Source organism: Collimonas sp. OK412 (assembly GCF_900112135.1).
Lineage (GTDB): Bacteria > Pseudomonadota > Gammaproteobacteria > Burkholderiales > Burkholderiaceae_D > Collimonas > Collimonas rhizosphaerae.
In genome coordinates, this window is record NZ_FOLC01000021.1 from 64,361 (window position 1) to 80,807 (window position 16,447).

Annotated in this window: 14 protein-coding genes; 4 read left to right on the forward strand and 10 right to left on the reverse strand. The window is 59.9% G+C overall.

The window, feature by feature from the left end:
• Positions 1 to 85: 85 nt before the first annotated feature.
• The 9 genes from typA to uraH form a co-directional block, all read right to left on the reverse strand.
• Positions 86 to 1,921 carry a translational GTPase TypA gene (typA, locus tag BM062_RS19280; protein ID WP_092399816.1) on the reverse strand — a complete coding sequence of 612 codons (1,836 nt, stop codon included), beginning with the start codon at positions 1,919 to 1,921 and terminating at the stop codon, positions 86 to 88.
• Between the two features lie 238 nt (positions 1,922 to 2,159).
• On the reverse strand, positions 2,160 to 3,113 hold the full coding sequence (gene truB / locus BM062_RS19285) for a tRNA pseudouridine(55) synthase TruB (RefSeq protein ID WP_092399818.1): 954 nt from the start codon (positions 3,111 to 3,113) through the stop codon (positions 2,160 to 2,162).
• A 113-nt stretch (positions 3,114 to 3,226) separates the two neighbouring features.
• On the reverse strand, positions 3,227 to 3,616 hold the full coding sequence (gene rbfA / locus BM062_RS19290) for a 30S ribosome-binding factor RbfA (protein ID WP_014007418.1): 390 nt from the start codon (positions 3,614 to 3,616) through the stop codon (positions 3,227 to 3,229).
• Positions 3,617 to 3,761: 145 nt separating this feature from the next.
• On the reverse strand, positions 3,762 to 6,611 hold the full coding sequence (gene infB, locus BM062_RS19295; RefSeq protein ID WP_092399820.1) for a translation initiation factor IF-2: 2,850 nt from the start codon (positions 6,609 to 6,611) through the stop codon (positions 3,762 to 3,764).
• A gap of 59 nt (positions 6,612 to 6,670) precedes the next feature.
• A complete protein-coding gene (nusA, locus tag BM062_RS19300; RefSeq protein ID WP_092399822.1) occupies positions 6,671 to 8,230 on the reverse strand; it encodes a transcription termination factor NusA in 1,560 nt (519 codons plus the stop codon).
• On the reverse strand, positions 8,227 to 8,712 hold the full coding sequence (rimP, locus tag BM062_RS19305; protein WP_092399824.1) for a ribosome maturation factor RimP: 486 nt from the start codon (positions 8,710 to 8,712) through the stop codon (positions 8,227 to 8,229). Before rimP ends, nusA begins: the two co-directional genes overlap by 4 nt.
• A gap of 401 nt (positions 8,713 to 9,113) precedes the next feature.
• Positions 9,114 to 11,057: a 23S rRNA pseudouridine(2605) synthase RluB gene (gene rluB / locus BM062_RS19310; protein ID WP_092399826.1), complete on the reverse strand. Its 1,944-nt coding sequence runs from the start codon at positions 11,055 to 11,057 to the stop codon at positions 9,114 to 9,116.
• Positions 11,044 to 11,955: an SMC-Scp complex subunit ScpB gene (gene scpB / locus BM062_RS19315; RefSeq protein ID WP_092399828.1), complete on the reverse strand. Its 912-nt coding sequence runs from the start codon at positions 11,953 to 11,955 to the stop codon at positions 11,044 to 11,046. The genes rluB and scpB overlap by 14 nt, the downstream gene beginning before the upstream one ends.
• Before the next feature lie 402 nt (positions 11,956 to 12,357).
• Positions 12,358 to 12,723, reverse strand: coding sequence for a hydroxyisourate hydrolase (uraH, locus tag BM062_RS19320; RefSeq protein WP_092399830.1), 366 nt, complete (start codon positions 12,721 to 12,723; stop codon positions 12,358 to 12,360).
• Positions 12,724 to 12,869: 146 nt separating this feature from the next.
• Between uraH and puuE the strand changes: the two genes are divergently transcribed.
• The 4 genes from puuE (at position 12,870) to BM062_RS19340 (ending at position 16,103) form a co-directional block, all read left to right on the forward strand.
• Positions 12,870 to 13,829, forward strand: coding sequence for an allantoinase PuuE (puuE, locus tag BM062_RS19325; RefSeq protein WP_092399832.1), 960 nt, complete (start codon positions 12,870 to 12,872; stop codon positions 13,827 to 13,829).
• A gap of 128 nt (positions 13,830 to 13,957) precedes the next feature.
• Positions 13,958 to 15,058, forward strand: a complete 1,101-nt coding sequence (locus tag BM062_RS19330; RefSeq protein ID WP_175501090.1) for a porin — start codon at positions 13,958 to 13,960, stop codon at positions 15,056 to 15,058.
• A 91-nt stretch (positions 15,059 to 15,149) separates the two neighbouring features.
• Entirely contained in the window at positions 15,150 to 15,896 is a 747-nt protein-coding gene (locus BM062_RS19335) for a class II aldolase/adducin family protein (protein WP_092399836.1), read from the forward strand.
• A 24-nt stretch (positions 15,897 to 15,920) separates the two neighbouring features.
• A complete protein-coding gene (locus BM062_RS19340) occupies positions 15,921 to 16,103 on the forward strand; it encodes a 4-oxalocrotonate tautomerase (protein WP_092399838.1) in 183 nt (60 codons plus the stop codon).
• Between the two features lie 113 nt (positions 16,104 to 16,216).
• Here the strand turns inward: BM062_RS19340 and BM062_RS25675 are convergent.
• A partial coding sequence (locus BM062_RS25675) for a hypothetical protein (RefSeq protein ID WP_217647616.1) occupies positions 16,217 to 16,447 on the reverse strand: 231 nt, incomplete at its 5' end.

The window sequence follows — 16,447 nt, forward strand, 5'->3', positions numbered from 1 at the left end:
AACCCGCCGATGCGTGCTCTGGACAAGGGCACGGATCGGCGGGTTTTTCGTGGCGGAGCCCGAAGGCCCCGGTTCACTCGACAGCTTAGGCGTCGCGCGAAGCCTTTTTACGCTCATGTTCCTTCAGGTAGCGCTTACGCAGGCGGATGCTCTTCGGCGTGACTTCAACCAGCTCGTCGTCGTCGATGAATTCAACCGCATATTCCAGCGACATTTCGATCGGCGGCACCAGGCGCACCGCTTCGTCGGTACCGGACGAACGGACGTTGGTCAGCTGCTTGCCCTTGATCGGGTTGACCACCAGGTCGTTGTCGCGCGAGTGGATGCCGATGATCATGCCTTCGTACACCGGGTCGTTGTGGCTGACGAACATGCGGCCGCGATCTTGCAGTTTCCAGATAGCGTAGGCAACTGCCGCGCCGTCGTCCTGCGAGATCAGCACGCCGTTGCGGCGGCCGCCCAGTTCGCCCTTGGAGGCGTCGACCGGTGCGTATTCGTCAAACACGTGGCTCATCAGGCCGGTGCCGCGGGTCAGGGTCATGAATTCGCCCTGGAAGCCGATCAGGCCGCGCGCAGGAATGCGGTACTCGAGGCGCACGCGTCCCTTGCCGTCCGGCTCCATGTTTTGCAGGTCGCCGCGGCGGCGGCCCAGTTCTTCCATGACGCCGCCCTGGTTGACTTCTTCAACGTCGACAGTCAGGTTTTCGTAGGGCTCGTGGCGCACGCCGTCCACCATCTTGAACACCACGCGTGGACGCGAAACGGCCAGCTCGTAGCCTTCGCGGCGCATGTTTTCGATCAGGATGGTCAGGTGCAACTCACCGCGGCCCGACACTTCATAGGTCGAATCGTCGCCTTCAGCCTGCACTACGCGCAACGCCATGTTGGCTTTCAGTTCGCGGTCCAGGCGGTCCTTGATCTGGCGGGTGGTGACGAACTTGCCTTCGCGGCCGGCCAGCGGCGAATTGTTGACCATGAAGTTCATGGTCAGGGTCGGTTCATCAACCTTCAGCATCGGCAAGCCTTCCGGCGAATCCGGTGCACAGATGGTGGAACCGATGCTGATTTCTTCGATGCCGTTGATCAGCACGATGTCGCCGGCCAGCGCTTCATCGGCCAGCACGCGGTCCAGGCCGCGGAAAGTCAGCACCTGGTTGATGCGGGCCTTGGTCGGCTTGTCTTCCGGACCGTTCATCCAGACCACGTCTTGCAGTGCCTTGATTTTGCCGCGCAGGATGCGGCCAACGCCGATCTTGCCGACGTAGGAAGAGTATTCCAGCGATGTGATCTGCAGTTGCAGCGGGCCGTTAGGATCGTCTTCACGCGCAGGAACGTGCTTCAGGATCGCGTCGAACAGCGGTTCCATGTTGCCGTCGCGGACGGTGTCTTCCAGGCCTGCATAGCCTTTGAAGCCCGATGCGTAGATGATCGGGAAATCCAGCTGCTCATCGGTTGCGCCGAGTTTGTCGAACAGTTCGAAAGTGGCGTTCACAGCCTTTTGCGGATCGGCGTTTTCGCGGTCGATCTTGTTGACCACAACGATCGGTTTCAAGCCCAGCGCCAGTGCCTTGCGCGTCACGAAACGCGTTTGCGGCATCGGGCCTTCTTGCGCATCGACCAGCAGCAGGACGCTGTCGACCATCGACAGGACGCGCTCGACTTCGCCGCCGAAGTCGGCGTGGCCCGGGGTATCGACGATGTTGATGTGCGTACCCTTGTATTCGACTGCGCAGTTCTTCGACAGGATCGTGATGCCGCGTTCTTTTTCAATATCGTTCGAATCCATCACGCGTGCATCGACGTGCTGGTTGTCACGGAAAGTGCCGGATTGACGCAGCAGCTGGTCAACCAGCGTGGTCTTGCCGTGGTCAACGTGGGCAATGATGGCAATGTTGCGGATGGCGCGAGGTGTGTTTGACATGGTCAGTTTGGAGATTGAATAACTTAGTAAGTGCGCAGATAACGATTGCGCAGAAAATATATAGCTACAAATGCGGCCAAAAATGCTCGCTAAGGCACTGCACAGGAGTACGGCAGATGTAGCGGAATTTGGGAGGCCGCGCATTATAGCATGACGCGCTGCACTACTTTATGAAAAGCCTTGTAATTTCAAAGAGTTGCTGTCTCAATCGCAGTACAGATATTGCTAAAAAACTATTTTATGCGGGCTGCGCGGTGGCAATCAGGCGTTCGGGAGCCAAGACCCCGTACTCATGCAATTGCGCGGTCCCCAGCAGTTGCCGATTGGATACGGCATCCTCCGGCTGCAGGTATACCCGCACCCGCCCAGCCGCTGCCGGCAAGGGCACGCCTTCTTTCGTCAGCGTCAGGCGCTGGCCTTGCAGGAAGCGCTTGGCGAGCGGCTCGGACAAGGATACTTCAGGAAACGTCAGCAGCAGGCTGTCGACCGGCGCCAGCAAGGCGCTGCGTTCGGCCTCGCCGGTGGCGCCAAGCTGCTCCAGGGTGACGCAGCCATCCAGCGTCAGGTGGCCTACCTGGACCCGCCGCAATTCCTGCAAGTGCGCGCCGCAACCGAGCGCCGCGCCGATGTCTTCGCCCAGCACCCGGATGTAGGTGCCCTTGCTGCAGGCAACCCGCAAGCGCAAAAACGGCGCCTGGTAATCGAGGAATTCCAGGGCATGGATGGTCACGTCGCGGGCTTCGCGCTCTAGCGTGATGCCGGCACGGGCGTATTCGTACAATGGCTTGCCGTCGCGCTTGAGCGCCGAATACATCGGCGGCACCTGCTTGATCGGACCGCGGAACCGGGCCAGCGCAGCGTCGATCTGCTCGCGGCTGACGCTGACATCCTTGCGCTCCAGTATCTCGCCCTCGGTATCGCCGGTGGCGGTGCGCACTCCCAGGTGGATCAGGGTCTCGTAAGTCTTGTCGGCATCCAGCAGGTCCTGGGCAAACTTGGTGGCTTCGCCGAAGCATAGCGGCAGCACGCCGGTGGCGAACGGGTCGAGGGTGCCGGTGTGTCCTGCCTTTTGCGCATTCAGCAAGCCTTTTGCCTTGATCAACGCGTCGTTGCTGGAGAAGCCGACGGGCTTATCCAGCAGCAAGACGCCATTGAGCGGAACGCGGATTCTTTTGGGTGGACGTGATGCCATGGGTAGCGGATGCAAAAAGGAGAAAGCGGAAACGGCCTGCAGTCACCAGCAAGCCGTATCGAATTTTAATGGTGACCGTTAGTTAACTTGACTGAGCTTGACCAGGCAATCGTTCAATCCTGGCCATCGTCCTTGGAACGGGTCGCGTTCGCCAGGTCGATCAGGCGCGACATCTCGACGCCGCGGGCGGTCGAATTGTCATGGATGAAATGCAAGGCAGGCAAGGTATGGATAGACAGGCGGCGGCCCAGCTGGTTGCGCAGGAAACCGGCAGCCTGGGTCAGGCCCTTGACGGTATTTGCAATCGCTTCCAGGTCGTCGTTCAGCATTGTGAAAAACACCTTGGCATGGGCGTAATCCGGCGTCACCTGCACTTCGGTAATCGTAATCATGCCGACCCGCGGGTCTTTCAGCTCGAAGACGATGATCTCGGACAAGTCCTTCTGGATCTGGTCTGCAACCCGCAAACCGCGGCCAGGGATGGATTTACTATGTTTAGCCATGCTTTTATTCAGCGCGTTGCCACGCTTTGTCTTTCAGAAATGAACTGCCAACCAACGTTACACAGGTTACTACAAAATGAAAATCGGGCTGTCAGGCCCGATTTCCTTGCCTGCGCACATGCTTGCCGTGCGCTTGCTTATGCTGTTACAGAGTCCGTGCGACTTCTTCGACTTCAAAGATTTCGAGGTGATCGCCTTCTTTGATATCGTTGAAGTTCTTCAGGGTCAGGCCGCACTCGAAACCGGAACGGACTTCCTTGACGTCATCCTTGAAGCGTTTCAGCGAATCCAGCTCGCCGGTCCACAAGACCACGTTGTCGCGCAGCAGGCGGACCGAAGCGCCACGCTTGACCAGGCCTTCGAGCACGTAACAGCCGGCAATCGCACCGACCTTGCTGACCAGCAGCACCTGGCGAATCTCGACCAGGCCCAGGTTCTGTTCGCGCTTCTCAGGCGACAGCATGCCGGACATCGCTGCCTTGATCTCGTCCACCGCATCGTAAATGATGTTGTAGTAACGGATGTCGACGCCGTTGGCTTCCGCCAGCTTGCGTGCCGAAGCATCGGCGCGGGCGTTGAAGCCGATGATCACGGCCTTCGAGGCTACCGCCAGGTTGACGTCCGACTCGCTGATGCCGCCGACGCCGGCGTGCACCACTTGTACCCGGACTTCGCTGGTGGACAGCTTCTGCAGGGACTGGACCAGGGCTTCTTGCGAACCCTGGACGTCGGTCTTGATGATCATCGGCAGGTTCTTGACTTCGCCTTCGGCCATCTGGTCGAACATGTTTTCCAGCTTCGCGGCTTGCTGCTTGGCCAGTTTCACGTCACGGTATTTACCTTGGCGGAACTGACCGATTTCACGCGCCTTGCGCTCGTCTGCCATGACCATGACTTCTTCGCCGGCAACCGGCACTTCTGTCAGGCCCTGGATTTCGACCGGGATCGACGGGCCGGCTTCGGAAATCGCCTTGCCGTTTTCATCCAGCATCGCACGGACGCGGCCATAAGCCGAACCCGCCAGCACGACGTCGCCGCGCTTCAAGGTACCGGATTGCACCAGGATCGTCGCCACCGGACCGCGGCCCTTGTCGAGACGCGCTTCCACTACCAGGCCACGGGCCGGCGCGGCAACCGCTGCCTTCAGTTCCAGCACTTCAGCCTGCAGCAGGACTTGCTCCAGCAGGTTGTCGATGCCTTCGCCGGTCTTGGCCGATACCGGCACGAACGGCGATTCGCCGCCGTATTCTTCCGGCACCACTTGTTCCGCGATCAGTTCCTGCTTGACGCGATCCAGGTTGCCGCCCGGCTTGTCGATCTTGTTGATCGCCACCACCAGCGGCACGCCGGCGGCTTTCGCATGGGCGATCGCTTCCTTGGTTTGCGGCATCACGCCGTCGTCGGCGGCAACCACCAGGATCACGATATCGGTCGCCTTGGCGCCGCGGGCACGCATGGCGGTAAACGCTTCATGGCCCGGGGTGTCGAGGAAGGTGATCATGCCGCGCGGCGTTTCCACGTGATATGCACCGATGTGCTGGGTAATGCCGCCGGCTTCGCCGGATGCAACCTTGGCGCGGCGGATGTAATCCAGCAGCGAGGTCTTGCCGTGGTCGACGTGACCCATGACGGTGACCACCGGTGCGCGCGGCAGCAGTTCGGCGTCGGCATGCTCTTCACCGTCGACCAGCAGCGCTTCCGGATCGTCCAGTTTCGCGGCGTGCGCGGTGTGGCCCATTTCTTCGACCAGAATCATCGAAGTTTCCTGGTCCAGCACCTGGTTGATGGTGACCATCTGGCCCAGTTTCATCAAATGCTTGATGACTTCCGAAGCCTTGACCGACATCTTGTGCGCCAGCTCGGCGACAGTAATGGTTTCAGGAACATAAATGTCCTTGATGACCGCTTCTGTCGGCACCTGGAAATTGCTTTCGTGATCGTCGTTGTGCGCATTGCGACGGCCCTTCGGACCGCCACGCCAGCCATCGCGTCCGCCGCCGGTATTGCCGCGGGTCTTGATGCCGAGGCCGCGCTTCTTGGCCGCATCGTCTTGCCAGGTGGAAGAGACGTTGGCGGACTTGATCGACTTCTTGTCGACCACCACTTTCTTGTCGTCTTTCTTCTCGCCAGGCTTCTTGTCGGCAGGCTTGTGCAACGTGCCTTCGGCGGTCTTGGCCGGGGCTGCAGCAGGCGCGACCGGCTCAGGCGCCTTGATGACGCGGCGCGGCGCATTCATCATCGCCTTGATCTGCGCCACTTCATCTTGCACAGCCTTGCGGGCGCGTTCAGTCGCTGCCGATTTCTCGGCGGCTTCCTTGGCGGCCAGCGCGACCTTTTGCTTGGCTTCTTCGTTCGCCAGGCGCTTCTTTTCTTCAGCGGCAGGATCTTCCTGCTTCTTGACGGCAGCATCGGCAGAAGCGGATGCCGGCGCCGGTGCTTCGGCAGCCGCTTTCTTGGCTTCGCTTTCCGCTTTACGGGCGTCGTTTTCGGCTTTCAGCGCAGCCTTGGCTTGCGCTTCTTTTTCAGCTTCCAGCTTGGCCAGGCGCTCCTGCTTCTCCAGCAGTTCGGCTTCCTGGCGAGCGATCAGCTCAGCCTGGCGGCGCGCCTCTTCAACCCGGCGCGCCTGTTCGGCTTCGTCGATGACCGGCGCTGCAGGCGCAGCCTGTGCTGCCGGCGCTTCCGCGACCGGTTCGTCGCGCTTGACGAAAGTACGCTTCTTGCGCACTTCAACCTGGATCGTGCGCGACTTGCCGGTGGCGTCAGCCTGCTTGATCTCGGTGGTTTCCTTGCGGGTCAGCGTGATCTTCTTCTTTTCGCTGTCTGGCACCGCACCGTGCGAACGGCGCAGGTGTTCCAGCAGGCGATCCTTGTCTTCTTTCGACAAGGCGTCGTCAGTCGAATTTTTCTGGACGCCAGCCGATTGCAGTTGTGTCAGCAGGAGATCCGCTGGCATTTTCAGCTCGGTGGCAAATTGGGCTACATTGTTACTCGCCATTCAGTCCTCTTTTTCTATGTGGCGCGGCAGACGATATCGGAACCTCTCGGATCACTGGATCACTTGGCTTCCGCTATATTCCATGCCTTGGCTTGCAGGGCCTTGGCATGATCATCGTACTTGGCATCGATGAGTTTCATCTCATCGTCGGTCACATCTTTAAACTCGTCTTCAATCAAATGACGCGCACGGTCCGCCGGCAAAGCCAGGATCGCGCCAAATTCGTCATAAGCCAAACCGGCGAACGCAGTCAATGTCTTGACTCCCGCCAAACCCAGCTTGCCGGCGGTAACCCGGTCCATGCCGTCGAAATTGACCAGGGCATCTTCCATGCCTTCCAGTCCTTCTTCCGAGGCAATCGCTTCTGTCACCAGCGCATCGCGGGCCCGGTTACGCAGTTCGTTGACGGTGTCTTCGTCAAACGAATCGATTTCCAGCATTTCGGTAATCGGCACGTAGGCGATTTCTTCCAGGCTGGCAAAACCTTCTTCCACCAGGATGTCGGCGACTTCCTGGTCGACGTCCAGCTTTTCCATGAACAGGGCGCGGATCGCAGCGGTCTCCACCGCCGATTTATCCGCCGACTCTTCCGCCGTCATGATGTTGATCTGCCAGCCGGTCAGTTCTGCCGCCAGGCGTACATTCTGGCCGCCGCGGCCGATGGCGATCGCCAGGTTTTCTTCGTCGACCACCACATCCATGGCATGCTTTTCTTCGTCAACCATGATCGAAGAAACGTTGGCCGGAGCCAGCGCGCCGATAACGAATTGCGCCGGGTCTTCCGACCACAGCACGATATCGACACGCTCGCCGCCCAGTTCGCCGGTCACGGCCTGCACGCGCGAACCGCGCATGCCGACGCAGGTGCCGATAGGATCGATGCGCTTGTCGGCGGTGAAAACCGCGATCTTGGCGCGGACGCCCGGGTCGCGTGCAGCCGACTTGATTTCCAGCGAGCCTTGTTCGATTTCCGGCACTTCCAGCTCGAACAGCTTCATGATGAATTCCGGCGCGGTACGCGACAAGATCACTTGCGGGCCGCGCGCATTGCGGTCGACACGCAGGATGAAGGCGCGGACACGGTCGCCGATACGCAGGTTTTCCTTAGGAATCGTCTGGTCGCGCGGCAGACGCGCTTCGATCTTGCCCGACTCGACGATGGCGTCGCCGCGTTCCATCCGTTTGATGGTGCCGGTTACCAGCGAGTCGCCGCGCTCCAGGAAGTCAGCCAGTATCTGTTCGCGTTCAGCGTCGCGGATGCGTTGCAGCACGACTTGCTTGGTGTCTTGCGCAAAACGGCGGCCGAAATCCACCGATTCGATCGGCTCTTCAATGTGGTCGTCGACTTCGACGTCGTCAATCTGTTCCTTGGCTTCGAACAGCAGGATTTCCTGGTCCGGCAGTTGCAGGCCGGCTTCATCCGGCACCACGTGCCAGCGGCGGAAGGATTCGAACTCGCCGGTTTCACGATCGATCGTGACCCGGATGTCGACGTCGCCCTCGTAGCGTTTCTTGGTTGCCTGTGCAAGTGCGTGTTCGAGCGCACCGAACACCACATCACGATCGACGTTTTTTTCATGCGCGAGCGCATCGACCAACAATAAAATTTCGCGACTCATGCTTTGCGACTCCTAAAATCCACTTGCGGCACCAAGTGTGCCTTGTCTACGTCAGCGAGCGTGAAATCCAGCATCGCCGCCCCATCTTTTGTTTCAAATTCGATTTTCAAGTTTTCGCCGTCCGGTTCACCGAGGACGCCTTGAAATGACTTGCGGTGCGCGGCGCCTGGCATCGGCACGCGCAATTTCACAATTGCTTCCTTGCCGGCAAACCGCACATAGTCAGCCAGTTTCTTCAACGGCCGGTCGAGGCCCGGCGATGATACTTCCAGGCGCTCGTACACGACATTTTCCACCGTCAGTACATGCAGCAGCTGATGCGTCACCTTTTCGCAATCTTCTACCGTGATCTGGCCCTGCTCGGCATTTTCAGGCGTAAAGTCGATGTAGACGCGCAACAGCCCACGCGCGGCCTTTTCGAATTCGACCAGCTCGTAGCCCATGCCAACCACGGTTGTTTCAATTAGCTCCAGCAACTGCAAAGCAACTCCTTAATAAAGATCTGCACGTCCGCGCATCCCGCAACCGCATCTCGTTATATTTCCCGCCATTTAAAACCGCTTCAAAACGAAAAGCAAAAAAAAAATGGGCATCTGCCCATCTTCTTATCGTTTGTCATTTCAAGCAGTTTCACGAGATCGGCTGCGAATTGATTTTGCAATCAATTCTTGGGGTGAATCCCATTGATGACTTCTGTTAACTTGTAAATTATAAACGATTAGGCTATGTACCGCAATGCGGGAAATTTGCATTTATTGACAATCAGGCGCCTCAAGGCGCCAAATTGGTCAATAATGCAACACTTTCCAGCTCCTGCATTCCTGTTGCGGCCAAGCCGCAAACCACGGCGCTCACAGGCGCCATGGCTGACAATCCGAATCCATCAACCGCGCGGACGGCGGCGCGGCATTCCCTGCCCGCCGTGCTGGCCGCCGCCTTGGCCGCCATGACCACCCGCGGCCGACTTGTTAGGCCGCGCCGGACGGGCAAAACCGTTGCCGCCGCCATTGCGCCGCTGGCCGGCATCGGGGAAACCCAGCGCTGTTTGCAAAGGATCGGGCTGGCGGCTGCGCGCCGGGCCGCCATTGCCGCCGCCTTGCGGCCGGCCCTGGTTGCCGCGCGACTGGCCGAAGCCAGGATCACGGTAGACGCCAGGTCCTTGCGGCGAGCTGTAAGCACGGTTGCCGTTAGGCTGGCGATCCTTGTTGAAGTCGGGACGGCCTTGGCCCTTGCCGCCGCCTGCGCCTTGGGCAGCCGGTTTTTCCAGGCCGTGCGCCGCCAGCATGTCGCGCACTGCATTTTCTTCCAGTTCTTCCCAGCGGCCGCGTTTCAAGCCGCGCGGCAGCGTCATGGCGCCGTAGCGGGTGCGGATCAGGCGCGACACGGTCAGGCCGATCGCCTCGAACATGCGGCGCACTTCGCGGTTACGGCCTTCGCCGATAGTGACGCGATACCATTTGTTGATGCCTTCGCCGCCGCCGTCGGCGATCTTCGAGAATTGCGCCACGCCGTCTTCCAGCTCGACGCCGGCCAGCAGCTTCTGGCGCATGCCCTGCTCCAGCTCGCCGAGGGTACGCACCGCGTATTCGCGGTCGATGCCGTAGCGCGGATGCATCAGGCGGTTAGCCAGGTCGCCCGAGGTGGTAAACAGCAGCAAGCCTTCGGTATTGAAATCGAGACGTCCGACCGCAAGCCATTTGGCCGCCTTCATGTTCGGCAGACGGTCGAACACCGATGGGCGGCCGTCCGGGTCGTTATGGCTGACGATTTCGCCGGCCGGCTTGTGGTACACCAGCACCCGCGGCGGACGCTTGCTGACTTTACGCTGCAGCAGCTTGCCGTTGATGCGGACTTGGTCGGTTGGCAAGATGCGCTGGCCGATATGGGCCGGCTCGCCATTGACTGAAACCCGGCCGGCGATGATCAGCTCTTCCATGTCGCGGCGCGAGCCGAGGCCGACATCCGCCAGGACCTTGTGCAATTTTGGTGCATCGTCCTCGGCGGTGAGGTCGCGCCGCGCGCTTTTCTGCGGCTGGCGATCATCCGCCGTGACCAGGGTGTCGAACGATTCGGAGGTAACAAACGAGAATACTTCGTCGGCGTCGCCGCCGCGGGCGCCCGGCTTGCCGCCGCGCGGCCCCTGTCCTGGCTTGCCGTTCTGTGCCTGCGGCTTCTTGCCCTTTTGCGGCCGTTCACGCGCATTGCGTTCGCCGTTGCGGCCAGCGCTGTTGTTACGGTCGCCGCGCTGCTGGCGCGGTTCGCCGCTTGCCGGATTGTCGCCGGCCTGCGCTGCGCCTGGCTGGCCTTCCACTGGAGCAGCATCGCCCGCTTCAACAGCGGAACCGGCCGCTGCCGCCGATTCTTGCGCTCGTTGCGCGGCGCGATTGCTGCGCAGGGCGCGCGGACCGCGCACGCCACGCTTGGCTGGCCGCTCCCTGGCCGGCGTTTCCGATATTTCCTGATTTACAACCATCGGAGCAATAACAGCCGGCGCCGCTTCCACTACAAATTCAACCGGAGCACTCGGTTCAACCACGACCTGGACCTTCTTGCGCGGCGCAGCCTTAGGCTTGGCCGGCGCCACTGCTTCGGCGACAACGTCAACCGTGCCGGCGCTGGCATCCGCTGCGGCAACCGCTTTCTTGCGCGGCGCACGAGCCGGCTTGGCCGGTTCTGCAACATCAGCTGCCGCAACAATCGGCGCATCGGCTGCCGCAGCATCGGCTGCCGCAGCAACCTTGCGCGCTCTAGGCTTTTTGGCTGGCTTCGGGTCGGTTGTGGCAGTCAGGTCGACGACCGGTGCATCATTGGAACTAGGTGGGTTCATTATTCAGGTGTTGGTTATGCCGACCTGGCGTGGCTTCATCATCCGATTCGGACGCGTGGTCGTTGGTGTGGGTTTCATTCGATGCAACTGGCTCTATTTGCGAATGAGCAACTTCCCCATCCGCTTCCATCGCATTTTCCGTCTTGACTGTATCTACGACTACATCTTCTGTAGCAGGTTCTGCTGTCGGCAACTCATCGGCAGCAATCTGGTCTTGCTCATCCTGGCTCAACTGCTCGGACTGGAACTCGTCGGCCGCCGCGTCTTCCGCTTCCAGCGCTGCGGCGGCGTCCAGCACCGCGCTGGCTTCAATGCTCGCTTCCAGCGCCTGCAATTCGAGCAGATTGCCTTCCTGCATGTCATTCCTGGCAACCTGCTGCAGCGGCGGCAGCTGATCCAGCGAGGTCAGGCCGAGATCGTCCAGGAACTGCTTGGTGGTGGCAAACAATGCCGGGCGTCCTGGCACGTCGCGATGGCCGATGGCCTCGATCCAGCCGCGCTCTTCAAGCATCTTTACAGTCTGCGAATTGACGGTCACGCCACGGATTTCCTCGATGTCGCCGCGGGTCACCGGCTGCCGGTAAGCAATGATCGCCAGGGTTTCCATGGTCGCCCGCGAATACTTCGGCGGTTTCTCGGGATTCAGGCGCTCCAGGTAGATCTTCATCTCGGGGCGGCTCTGGAAACGCCATCCGGTCGACAGGGCAACTACCTCGATGCCTTTGTCGGTCCAGTCGTCGCGCAACTCCGCCAGCATGGACTTGATCGTATCTGCATTGATTTCGCCGTCTTCTTCACCGCCTGCTGCATACAGCTTTTTCAAGTCGTTAAGCGACAGCGGCTCGTGAGCACAGAGCAATGCAGTTTCGAGGACTTTCTTGGCCTCAATAATATTCATGTACGACGTAGTTTATTTAAATTTTATTAAAAATTCGCAGAGCTCATGTTCAACGGCAGGCCGGGCCTGGTCAAAGAGAAAGCTGTTGATACTGCTGTCCAGCGCCCGTTAGAGGAGGATTAATGAGGGCGGGGACAATAAGACTTGAATAAGACGGGTAACTGCGCCGCTCGTTCTTTCAATTTTGATCTGACCGGGGCCATGACTGCTGCGACCGATCCTGCTGCCAATCAAAATGTTGAGAGACAGTTTAGCACAAAGCGGATGGGAAGGCGTACCGATCTTGCGGATGTGGTTATTTGACGATAGCCGGCAAGCGGGGGAATCGGCCGCTTTGCCGGCAGGCTGCCGGCGCCAGGAATGTCGCCGGCTGGCAAGAAAGTTGCTTAATTGGCTGCTTGATCAACTGCCACGATAGGTCGAGTAGGACCAGGGCGAAACTACCAGCGGCACATGATAATTCTGGTCAGGATGGGCAATCCCGAAAGCGAGCGTGACGCGGTCGACAAAACGCGGGCTTGGCAGGTCGATGCCTTGCGCGGCGAAATAGTCGCCGGCCGAGAACACCAGTTCATATTGGCCGGCCTGCATTTCCTCGCCCTGCAGCAAAGGTGCGTCGACCCGGCCGTCCTGGTTGGTCACGGCGCTCTTGAGCAGGTTGCGGCCCGAGGAACTGACCGCATACAGTGCAATCTTGACGCCGGCGCCCGGCTTGCCCTGGGTAATATCCAAAACGTGTGTACTTAATTTTCCAAAGGCGTTTCCCATGGCATTTCCCTATATCGATTAGTTGAAAACGAGTATCGATCAAATGATATACCGCAGGGTCCAGGTCAATATACTATCCGGCATATATTAATCATGGCTGCAGCACACATAATCCAGAACACCAGATCAATACTCCAGGCCAAGCAATGACTATCAGCTCCGACCCTAATTATCCACGCGACATGACCGGCTACGGCCGCACGCCGCCGCACCCGCAATGGCCGAACCGGGCCCGGATCGCCCTGCAGTTTGTCCTCAACTATGAGGAAGGCAGCGAAAACTGCGTGCTGGACGGCGACGCCGGCTCGGAAACCTTCCTCTCCGAAATCATCGGCGCCCAGAGTTTTCCGGCCCGCCACATGAGCATGGAATCCCTGTACGAATACGGTTCACGCGCCGGCGTCTGGCGTTTGCTGCGCATGTTTGAAGAGCGCCGCCTGCCTTTGACCGTGTTCGGTGTTGCGCGCGCGCTACAACGCAACCCGGAAGCGACTGCCGCATTCCAGCAACTCGGCCACGAAATCGCCTGCCACGGCTTGCGCTGGATCAGCTACCAGAATATCGATGAAGCGACTGAACGCGCCCACGTCGCCGAAGCCGTCGCCGTCATCAAGCAACTGACCGGCAGCGCCCCGCTCGGCTGGTATACAGGCCGCGACTCGCCCAATACCCGCCGGCTGGTGCTGGAGCACGGCGGCTTCAGCTACGACGCCGACCACTACGGCGACGATCTGCCGTTCTGGGAACAGGTCAAGGTCAGCAACGGCAGCGGCGAAACCGTGGTCAAGCCGCAGCTGATCGTGCCTTACACGCTGGACACCAACGACATGCGCTTCGCCGCCATGCAAGGATTCAATTCCGGCACCCAGTTCTTCGATTACCTGAAAGACGCTTTCGACGTGCTGTACCGCGAAGGCGATCCGCACGGCCTGAACCAGCCGAAAATGCTGTCGGTCGGCCTGCATTGCCGCCTGGTCGGCCGTCCTGGGCGCGCCGCCGCGCTGGCGCGTTTCCTCGATTACGTGCAGAGCCACGGCCAGGTATGGATCACCCGCCGCATCGACATCGCCGACCACTGGCGCGCGACCCACCCGTTTATTGCGTAACGTTTTTTTAACCCGCCGTGGCGGTTCCACGGACCTTGCTTGAACACGGACGCGTGTTGTTTCAGATGAATAAAACCAGAAGTCTATTTTCCACTTATCTGCCATCTTATAAAAATCAGGAGACAGGGATGCACCCATCTAAATACAGATTGAGAACACTGCAAATTGCCGCCGCCCTCGGCGCGGCGGTCGCGCTGCCGGCAATGGCGCAAACGTCGGTCCAGGTCACCGGCCTGGTCGACACCTACGTCGGCTCGATGAAATACAGCGGCGACACGGGACGCACCAGCGTCGTCAACAGCGGCGGCCTGACGACTTCCTGGATCGGCTTCAAAGGCACCGAAGACCTCGGCGGCGGACTCAAGGCGAAATTCAATCTGACCTCGTTCTTCCGCGCCGACACCGGCCAGGTCGGCCGCTTCGACGGCAACGAAACCATGTTTTCGCGCGACGCCAACGTCGGCCTGATCGGCAGCTTCGGCGCCGTCTCCCTCGGCCGCGACCTGGCGCCGAATTTCCTGCCGTCGATCCTGTTCAACCCGTTCGGCGACTCGTTCCAGCTGTCGCCGCTGATCCTGCACCTGGACGTGCCTTGGTTCAACGCTTCCGGCTGGACCAGTTCGCTGGCGGGCGATACCGGCTGGAGCAACGAAGTCATCTACACCACGCCGGATTTCGGCGGCCTGAAAGCCAACTTCCACTATCAGTTCGGCGAGCAGGCGGGCAACAACGGCAAGAACAACATCGGCGCCAACGTCTTGTATTTCCACGGCCCGCTGGCGCTGACCGCCTATTACCAGCGCGTCAAGGTCAACAATCCGCTGGAACTGTCGCCGGGCAATGTGCAGCCGTCCACCAACATCCCGCTGCCAAGCGGCATGTTCGCAGCGCGCCAGTCGGCATGGTTCCTCGGCGCCACTTACGACTTCACGGTGGCGAAACTGTTTGCGACCTACGACCAGACCTCGCATGACATCGACCTGAAAGACAAGACGCTGCAGCTCGGCACCAGCATCCCGCTGGGCCAGGGTGCGGTGCTGGCCTCGTGGGCCAATACCAAGCGTTCCGGCGCCGCGGTGGGCGAATCGCTCAAGCGCAATACGGCATCGCTGGGCTACGACTACAATATGTCGAAGCGCACCGACCTGTATGCGATCTACATGTACGACAAGATCACCGAGCAAACCGTCGGCAACAGCATCGCCTTCGGCATCCGCCATCGTTTCTGATGTCCCGGTAAGCTGATACAGTAGCTGCAACATCACTCGATGCGCGTCGATCGCTTAGCCGATCGGCGCGCATTTTAACGTTTGGATTCCTATGCCGGCAGACTCCACCATCAGCAGCGCCGAATGGCAGGTACGCAAGGACCTGGCGGCCTGTTACCGCCTGTGCGCCTTGAAACATTGGGATGACCTGATCTACACCCACATCTCCGCTTCGGTGCCGGATGAACCCGGGCATTTCCTGCTGAATCCGTTCGGTCATCGTTTCGACGAAGTGTGCGCGTCGAACCTGGTCAAGATCGACGGCCAGGGCCGCATCGTCGGCAACTCTCCTTACCGGGTCAACGCCAGCGGTTTCGCCATCCACGGCGCGGTGCATGCGGCCAGGCCGGATGCCGTGTGCGTCATGCACCTGCACAATGTCAACGCCGTGGCGGTCAGCGCCCTGGCCGACGGCCTGCTGCCGCTTTCCCAGCATGCGCTGCGCTTTTATGAACAGATTGCCTATCACGACTATGAGGGCTTGGCGCTGACACCGGCTGAACAGCAGCGCATGGTCGAGCTGCTGGGCCAGCTGCCGGCCATGCTGCTGCGCAATCACGGCAGCCTGGTATGCGGCCGCACCGTGGCCGAAGCCTACGTCCTCATGGATACACTGGACAAAGCTTGCGAAATCCAGCTCAAGGCCCATGCCGGCGGCGGCAGGCTCAACTTGCCGCCGCCCGAGATTTGCAGCAAGACGCGCGACCAGCTGCTCGGCGACGGCAGCCCGGAGGGCCTGCTGGAATGGCCCGCCCTGCTGCGCCGGCTGGATGCCATCGATCCCAGCTACCAACACTGATCATTTTTTACAGGAAGGATTGCCATGCCGACTTTTAACGTACAGCTGTTCGAAGGCCGCAGCGCCGAGCAAAAGCGCGCTTTCGTCAAAGCCATCACCGAAGTCACTTGCCAGACGCTGGAATGCGGCCCGGAATCGGTGGACATCATCATCCAGGAAGTCAAGCGCGAAAACTGGGCTACCGCCGGCAAGCTGTGGTCTGAATGAGTTTGCAAAGCGCCGCGATATAAAAAAAGGAGCTGCGGCAGCGTGGTTCCTTTTCCATTTACGGCTGCTTCGATCGGACAGATTCGCCGATCTCCTTTAGTGCGGGATCCCGATCAAGCGCGGCGGGCATACATGGAATTGAGGCGTATGTCGTCGCCGCGATACACGGCGCGGTAGCGCAGGTAGCCTTGTCCTTCAACGTGCTTGCGCCAACCTTCGCCGCCTAGTTTTTCGATGAATCCGGCATAAGAATCATGCACCATGTCGTCGTAAAAGCCCCCAACCGTGGGAGATACTTTTATCTTCTGGATCGAGCGATAGATCTCTACGACATTCTCGCTGTA

Excerpts from the sequence above, each read along its gene's own strand:
- typA (WP_092399816.1), bottom strand. The coding sequence starts at position 1,921 with ATGTCAAACACACCTCGCGCCATCCGCAACATTGCCATCATTGCCCAC.
- truB (WP_092399818.1), bottom strand. The coding sequence starts at position 3,113 with ATGGCATCACGTCCACCCAAAAGAATCCGCGTTCCGCTCAATGGCGTC.
- rbfA (WP_014007418.1), bottom strand. The coding sequence starts at position 3,616 with ATGGCTAAACATAGTAAATCCATCCCTGGCCGCGGTTTGCGGGTTGCA.
- infB (WP_092399820.1), bottom strand. The coding sequence starts at position 6,611 with ATGGCGAGTAACAATGTAGCCCAATTTGCCACCGAGCTGAAAATGCCA.
- nusA (WP_092399822.1), bottom strand. The coding sequence starts at position 8,230 with ATGAGTCGCGAAATTTTATTGTTGGTCGATGCGCTCGCGCATGAAAAA.
- rluB (WP_092399826.1), bottom strand. The coding sequence starts at position 11,057 with ATGAACCCACCTAGTTCCAATGATGCACCGGTCGTCGACCTGACTGCC.
- scpB (WP_092399828.1), bottom strand. The coding sequence starts at position 11,955 with ATGAATATTATTGAGGCCAAGAAAGTCCTCGAAACTGCATTGCTCTGT.
- uraH (WP_092399830.1), bottom strand. The coding sequence starts at position 12,723 with ATGGGAAACGCCTTTGGAAAATTAAGTACACACGTTTTGGATATTACC.
- puuE (WP_092399832.1), top strand. The coding sequence starts at position 12,870 with ATGACTATCAGCTCCGACCCTAATTATCCACGCGACATGACCGGCTAC.
- BM062_RS19330 (WP_175501090.1), top strand. The coding sequence starts at position 13,958 with ATGCACCCATCTAAATACAGATTGAGAACACTGCAAATTGCCGCCGCC.
- BM062_RS19335 (WP_092399836.1), top strand. The coding sequence starts at position 15,150 with ATGCCGGCAGACTCCACCATCAGCAGCGCCGAATGGCAGGTACGCAAG.
- BM062_RS19340 (WP_092399838.1), top strand. The coding sequence starts at position 15,921 with ATGCCGACTTTTAACGTACAGCTGTTCGAAGGCCGCAGCGCCGAGCAA.